Source organism: Streptomyces sp. SAS_281, assembly GCF_052542855.1.
Map to the genome: position 1 here is coordinate 25,284 of NZ_JBMNDO010000091.1, position 6,738 is coordinate 32,021.

The window sequence follows — 6,738 nt, forward strand, 5'->3', positions numbered from 1 at the left end:
CCTCCTTCTGTGGTCCGGCGGGTCACCGGACGCGGTACCGCTCCGCCTCCCCGGCGCGCAGTTCCAGGCCGTGTCCGGGGGCGCCGGACGCGCCGGGGCGTACGGTGCCGCCGGCCGGGTCGAGCACCCCGTCGAAGAACATGTCCTCGATGCGGACGTGGTCGTGGAACCACTCCAGGTGGCGGAGGTTGGGTACGGCCGCGGCGGCATGGGCGTGGACGTGCGGGGCGCAGTGTCCGGAGAGGCCCAGACCGGCGGCCTCGGCGAGCGCGGCGGCGCGGAGCCAGACGGTGATGCCGCCGCAGCGGGTGGCGTCCGCCTGGAGGCAGTCCACGGCGCCGGCGGTGACCAGCTGCCAGAAGTACGGCAGGGCGTAGCCGTATTCACCGGCCGTCACGTCGGCCGTCGTGGCCGCCTTGATCCCGGCGAGCCCGGCCGGGTCGTCGGAGGAGACGGGTTCCTCGTACCAGGTCACGCCGTGTTCCTCGAAGCACTGCGCCACGCGGACGGCCTGTTTGCGGGTGTAGGCCCCGTTGGCGTCCACGTACAGCTCGGTGCTGTCCCCGATGCTGCGGCGGGCCTTCGCGATCCGGTCGAGGTCGCGCTGCTCCTCGCGGCCCCAGGACTCGCCGATCTTGATCTTGACGCGGGGGATGCCCTGGGTTTCCGCCCAGCCGCGCAGCTGCCGGTCCTGCCGGCTGTCGTCGTACGGGGTGAAGCCGCCGCTGCCGTAGACGGGGACCTCCTGGAGGCTCGCGCCGAGGAGCCGGGCCAGCGGCAGGTCCAGGAGGCGGGCCTTCAGGTCCCAGAGGGCGATGTCCACGGCGGACAGCGCCTGGGCGACGAGCCCGGGGCGCCCGGCGTTGCGGACGGCCCGGCTCATGGCCTCGTTGGCGGCGGGCACGTCCCAGGCACTGCGCCCCGTGACCACCCCGGCCAGCAGTTGGCCGACGGCCGCGGCGGTGGCGGGCGCCCCGTAGGTGTAGCCGAGTCCGCTCGCCGGGCCGGCGCCCACCCGGACCAGGACCAGCGTGGTCTCGTCCCAGGTCAGCGTCCCGTCGCCCTCGGGGGCGTCGGTGGGCACGGTGTAGACGGCGGTCTCCACCCGGTCGATCAGGGGGGCGTCCGCGTCGCCGGGGCGCGGGGTCACTTGTCGGAGGACCGGTCGTGGTGGCCGGGCAGCATCTCCTGGACCTTGGCCTTGATGCCCTGGCGCACCATGCCCGCACGGTCGCTGTCACCCTTGACGATGGCGGACGCGGCGGCCTCGATCTGGTCCAGATCGGCGTGCGGCGGGATCGGCGGGACGGCCGGGTCGGTCCGGAAGTCGATGACGAACGGCCGGTCGCAGGCCAGGGCGCGGTGCCAGGCGTCCTCGACCTGGTCGGGCTTCTCGACGCGGATGCCGTCCAGGCCGACCGAGCGGGCGAAGTCGGCGTAGCGCACGTCGGGCAGGGACTGGGAGGGCAGGAACTGGGGGGCGCCGGACATGGCGCGCATCTCCCAGGTGACCTGGTTGAGGTCCTCGTTGTTGAGGACGGCGACGATCAGGCGGGGGTCGTCCCACTCGCGCCAGTACTTGGCGATGGTGATGAGCTCCGCCATGCCGTTCATCTGCATCGCCCCGTCGCCCACGATCGCGATGGCGGGCCGGCCGGGATGGGCGAACTTGGCGCCGATGACGTACGGCACGCCGGGGCCCATGGTGGCGAGCGTGCCGGAGAGGGAGCCGCGCATGTTGCCCCGGAAGCGCAGGTGCCGGGCGTACCAGTTGGCGGCGGAGCCGGAGTCCGAGGCCACCATGACGTCGTCCGGCAGGAGCGCGTCGAGTGCGTGCACGACGTACTCGGGGTTGACCGGTTCGGCCTCGACCGCGGCGCGGCCCTTCATGACCTCCCACCACTTGGCGGTGTCCTTCTCGATCTTCTTCCGCCAGGAGCCGTGCTTCTTGCGCTTGAGGCGCGGCAGCAGGGCGTCGAGGGTGGCGCGCGCGTCACCGATCAGGTTGACCTCGAACGGGTAGCGCAGACCGATCATGAAGGGGTCGATGTCGATCTGTACCGCACGGGCCTGGTCGAATTCGGGCAGGAACTGGGTGTACGGGAAGCTGGATCCGATCACCAGCAGGGTGTCGCACTCCTGCATCAGCTCGTAACTGGGGCGGGTGCCGAGCAGCCCGATGGAGCCGGTCACGTACGGCAGGTCGTCGGGCAGGACGTCCTTGCCGAGCAGCGCCTTGGCGACGCCCGCGCCGAGCACCTCGGCCAGCCGCTCGACCTCGGCGCGTGCGCCACGAGCGCCCTGTCCGACGAGGATCGCGACCTTCTCACCCGCGTTCAGCACCTCGGCGGCGCGGGCGATGTCGTCCTCGGCGGGGACGGGCGCGTACGCGCTCGCGCCAAGGCTGGAGGGCACCATCTTGAACGCGTGGGTGGGCGGCGAGTAGTCCAGTTCCTGGACGTCGGCCGGGATGATGACGGCGGTCACGGTCCGTTTGGCGTACGCGGTGCGCATGGCCCGGTCGATGACGTTGGGCAGCTGTTCGGGGACGGTGACCATCTCGCAGAACTCGGAGGCCACGTCCTTGTACAGGCTGAGCAGGTCCACCTCCTGCTGGTAGGAGCCGCCCATGGCGCTGCGGTTGGTCTGGCCGACGATCGCGACGACGGGTACGTGGTCCAGCTTGGCGTCGTACAGCCCGTTGAGCAGGTGGATCGCTCCGGGGCCCGAGGTGGCGGCGCAGACGCCGGCCTTGCCGGAGAACTTCGCGTAGCCGACGGCCTGGAACGCGGCCATCTCCTCATGCCGCGCCTGGACGAACTTCGGCTTGTTCTCGGCCCTCCCCCAGGCGGCGAGCAGCCCGTTGATCCCGTCGCCGGCGTAGGCGAAGACGTGGTCGACGTCCCATTCGCGCAGCCGCTGAAGGACGTAGTCGGAGACCTTGGTCGCCATTGGTTCGCTCTCCTATCGGTGGTGCGTCGTGCTTCGGTTCCGGCGCAGGGCGGCGTACGCGGCCGTGCCGAGCGCGGTCAGTGCGGTGAGCGCGGCGGCCGTCACCAGCCGGCTCGCGGCGGGGGCCGGGCGGGCGGGGCGCGCGGTGGCCTTCTCGGGGTGGTCGGCGGGCAGCGGCCCGTCGAGGCCGAGCGCGAGTGCTTCGGCCAGGTGCATGGCGCGGCGGCCGGTCCCGCCCTGCTCGATCTGGGTGCGGCAGCTGAATCCGTCGGCGACGACCAGCGCGTCGGGCGCGGCCCCCCGGACGGCGGGCAGGACGCCCTGCTCCCCGATGTCCATGGACAGGTCGTAGTGGCCGCGTTCGAAGCCGAAGTTGCCGGCGAGCCCGCAGCAGCCCTCGTCCAGGACCTCGGCGTCGAGCCCGGCGCGGCGCATGAGTTCGCGGTCCGCGTCGAACTGCGTGACGGCGTGCTGGTGGCAGTGCGTCTGCACGGTGGCCCGCCGGGTGAGGACGGGCGGCCGCCAGTCGTCGGGGGCGTCGTTGACCAGGAGTTCGGCGAAGGTGCGGAACTGCCCGGCGAGGCGCTGGATGTCCTGGTCGTGCGGCATCAGCTCCGGGGCGTCGGACCGGAAGACGGCCGTGCAGGACGGTTCCAGGCCGACGACCGGGGTGCCGGCCTCGATCCACGGCCGCAGCACCTCGGCGGTCCGGCGCAGGACCTTCTTCGCGGTGGCGGGCTGTCCGGTGGAGATCCAGGTGAGGCCGCAGCACACGGCCTGCTCCGGGACGGCGACCCGGAAGCCGGCGTCCTCCAGGACGCGTACCGCCGACCGGGCGATGCCGGGGTGGAAGGAGGACGTGAAGGTGTCCGGCCACAGCACCACGGTCCGGGCGTCCGCCGGGTCGGGCTCCGGCAGCCCCCGCGCCCGCCACCACTCGACGAACGACTCCTCGGCGAACGCGGGCGGCTGCCGCTCGTCGGCGACCCCGGCGACGCGCTTGGCGACGCGGCGGAGTCCGGGGGCGTCGAGCGCGGCGTTGACCAGACGGGGTGCGATGCGGGAGAGCCGGGCCCACAGGGGCAGCCAGCCCAGCGAGTAGTGGGCGGTGGGGCGCAGCCGGCCCGCGTAGTGGTGGGCCAGGAATTCGGACTTGTACGTGGCCATGTCGACGCCCACCGGGCAGTCGGACTTGCAGCCCTTGCAGGCGAGGCAGAGGTCGAGCGCGTCGCGGACCTCGGTGGAGCTCCAGCCGTCGGTGACGGGGGTGTCCGGGTGGCCGCCGAGCATCTCGAAGAGCAGCCGGGCCCGCCCCCGGGTGGAGTGCTCCTCCTCCCCCGTGGCCCGGTAGGAGGGGCACATCACGCCACCGCTGTGGGAGCGGCAGTTGCCGATGCCGACGCACCGCATGACGGCCCGGTTGAACGAGCCCTCGTCGTCCGGGTAGTGGAAGTGCGTCTCGTCGTTCGCGGGGCGCCAGTGCGGGCCCAGCCGCAGGTTCTCGTCGGTGCGGTACGGGTCGGTGACCTTGCCGGGGTTCATCCGGTTGCCGGGATCCAGCAGGGCCTTGACCTGGCCGAACGCGGCGACGAGCCGTTCACCGTACATGCGGGGCAGCAGCTCGCCGCGCGACTGCCCGTCGCCGTGCTCGCCGGAGAGCGAACCGCCGTACGAGACGACGAGGTCGGCCGCCCGGAACAGGAACTGCCGGAAGGACTCGACGCCCTCGGCGGTCTTCAGCGCGAAGGGGATGCGGGTGTGCACGCAGCCCTGCCCGAAGTGGCCGTAGAGGGAGGGGTGGTCGTAGTCGAACTCGGCGAAGAGCTGCTTCAGGTCGCGCAGGTAGTCGCCGAGCCGTTCGGGCGGAACGGCGGAGTCCTCCCAGCCCTCCCAGGTCTCCCGTCCGTCCGGCGGCCGTGCGGTCACGCCGAGCCCGGCCTCCCGGGCCTTGAGCATCCGGCGCTCGCGCGGCGGGTCGTCGGAGAAGGTCACCGCGGGGTCGTCCTCGTCGCGGCCGAGCGCCTTCAGCAGGTCGCGCGCCTGCCGGTCCACGTCCTCCTGGGTGTCCCCGCTGAACTGGAGCAGCAGCCAGCCGTCGCCTTCCGGGAAGGTGTCCAGGGATGCGACGTGGCTGTCCTCCTCACGCATGAGCTGCGCCATCCGGCCGTCCAGTGCCTCCAGCTGGGTCGGGGAGCTGTGTTCCAGCAGGCGCGGCACCTCGTCGGCGGCCGCGCAGATGTCGGGGTAGCCGAGGACGAGCATCGCCTCGTGGGGCGGGACGGGGACCAGGTCCAGCTCGGCGCGCAGGACGGTGACGAGGGTGCCTTCGCTGCCGACGAGGGCACGGGCCACGTCGAAGCCCTTCTCCGGCAGCAGCGAGTCGAGGTTGTAGCCGGAGACGCGGCGCGGGATGGCGGGGTAGCCCTGGCGGACGTCGGCCAGATGCGCGTCGATGATCCGGCGCAGTCCCTGGTACACCTCGGCGCGACGGCCGCCCGCTCCGACGATCTCCGCGAACTCCTCGTCGGAGGTGGGGCCCACCCAGCAGCGCAGCCCGTCGTAAGTGAGGATCTCCAGCCGCCGGACGTTGTCGACGGTCTTGCCGTACGCCTGCGCGGACGCGCCGCAGGAGTTGTTGCCGATCATCCCGCCCAGTGAGCAGTGGCTGTGCGTCGAGGGTTTCGGGCCGAACCGCAGGCCGCGGTCCGCCAGCTGCCGGTTCAGTTCGTCCAGCACGATGCCGGGCTCCACCACGCAGGTGCGGGCGGCCTCGTCCACGGAGACCAGGTGGTGGCAGTACTTCGTCCAGTCGATGACGACGGCGGCGTTGGTGCACTGCCCGGCGAGGCTGGTCCCGCCGCCCCGGGACAGCACCGGCACGCCGTGCCGGGCGCAGACGGCGACCGCCTCGGCGCCCGCGTCCACCGTGCGGGGGACGACGACGCCGACGGGTACCTGCCGGTAGTTGGAGCCGTCGGTCGCGTAGGCGCCCCTGCTGCCCGCGTCGAAGCGGATCTCGCCGTCGACGCGCCGTTCCAGGTCACGGCGGAGGGCCCGCACGTCGGGCGCCGGGTCCGCATCCGTACCGCGCTGCCCGTCCGCCGGGGCGTTCCCTCCCGTGACCATCCGTCGCTCCTCCTCGTCGTCCGGCGCGCGCCGGGGTGGCCCGGCCTCGCGAAGACCCCGGTACCCGAAGTCGGCGGGTTCACTTATGGGCGGCGCGGTGAGTGCCCCCGAACGGCCCTGCGGAACCGGTCGGCCGGGCGTACGGGCGGCCGTGGACGTCACCCGAGCGCACGACCCGGTGGGCGTCCCCGCCGCGGCGGTGCCATGTTTCGGACGTGGCTGCCCGGCAACCCGGGTGGTGACCCCGCACCGGGCCCGCGTGGCCGAGGACGACAGCGAGGAGGACGGCGTCATGCCGGCAGGATCGAGCCCCAAGCGTGAGCGTCAGTACGAGCACGTGAAGGAGAGCGCGGAGAAGCGCGGCACGTCCGAGAAGCGTGCCAAGGAGATCGCCGCCCGCACGGTGAACAAGGAGCGTGCCCGTTCCGGCGAGTCGAAGACGGCGAGCAGGACGTCCACGCGCGACCCCAAGTCGGCCTCCCAGCGCGGCGGTGAACGCTCGCACAAGGGGGCGCAGGGCCGCACGAAGGATCAGCTCTACGAAGAGGCGAAGAAGAAGAACATCGAGGGCCGCTCCACGATGAACAAGGAGCAGCTTATGAAGGCAGTCAGCCGCTGAATCTGCAGGGCGTGGCCGAAACCTTTGTGCGCGGGCCGGGC

4 protein-coding genes are annotated in these 6,738 nt (G+C 72.5%); 1 reads left to right on the top strand and 3 read right to left on the bottom strand.

All coding sequences use genetic code 11. The features are described from left to right. Positions 1–22 precede the first annotated feature (22 nt). The 3 genes from ACN6LM_RS27850 to ACN6LM_RS27860 are packed head-to-tail and all read right to left on the bottom strand — an operon-like array spanning position 23 to position 6,078. Positions 23–1,150 (bottom strand): enolase C-terminal domain-like protein, encoded by a 1,128-nt coding sequence (locus ACN6LM_RS27850; protein ID WP_445068136.1) that lies wholly within the window; start codon positions 1,148–1,150, stop codon positions 23–25. Next, a complete protein-coding gene (locus tag ACN6LM_RS27855) occupies positions 1,147–2,952 on the bottom strand; it encodes a thiamine pyrophosphate-requiring protein (RefSeq protein WP_445068137.1) in 1,806 nt (601 codons plus the stop codon). The genes ACN6LM_RS27850 and ACN6LM_RS27855 overlap by 4 nt, the downstream gene beginning before the upstream one ends. Before the next feature lie 12 nt (positions 2,953–2,964). Next, positions 2,965–6,078, bottom strand: a complete 3,114-nt coding sequence (locus tag ACN6LM_RS27860; RefSeq protein WP_445068138.1) for an FAD-linked oxidase C-terminal domain-containing protein — start codon at positions 6,076–6,078, stop codon at positions 2,965–2,967. Between the two features lie 292 nt (positions 6,079–6,370). Between ACN6LM_RS27860 and ACN6LM_RS27865 the strand changes: the two genes are divergently transcribed. After that, complete coding sequence (locus ACN6LM_RS27865; protein WP_445068139.1) at positions 6,371–6,697, top strand: plasmid stabilization protein; 327 nt, start codon at positions 6,371–6,373, stop codon at positions 6,695–6,697. Positions 6,698–6,738: the final 41 nt, after the last annotated feature.

Excerpts from the sequence above, each read along its gene's own strand:
- ACN6LM_RS27855 (WP_445068137.1), bottom strand. The coding sequence starts at position 2,952 with ATGGCGACCAAGGTCTCCGACTACGTCCTTCAGCGGCTGCGCGAATGG.
- ACN6LM_RS27860 (WP_445068138.1), bottom strand. The coding sequence starts at position 6,078 with ATGGTCACGGGAGGGAACGCCCCGGCGGACGGGCAGCGCGGTACGGAT.
- ACN6LM_RS27865 (WP_445068139.1), top strand. The coding sequence starts at position 6,371 with ATGCCGGCAGGATCGAGCCCCAAGCGTGAGCGTCAGTACGAGCACGTG.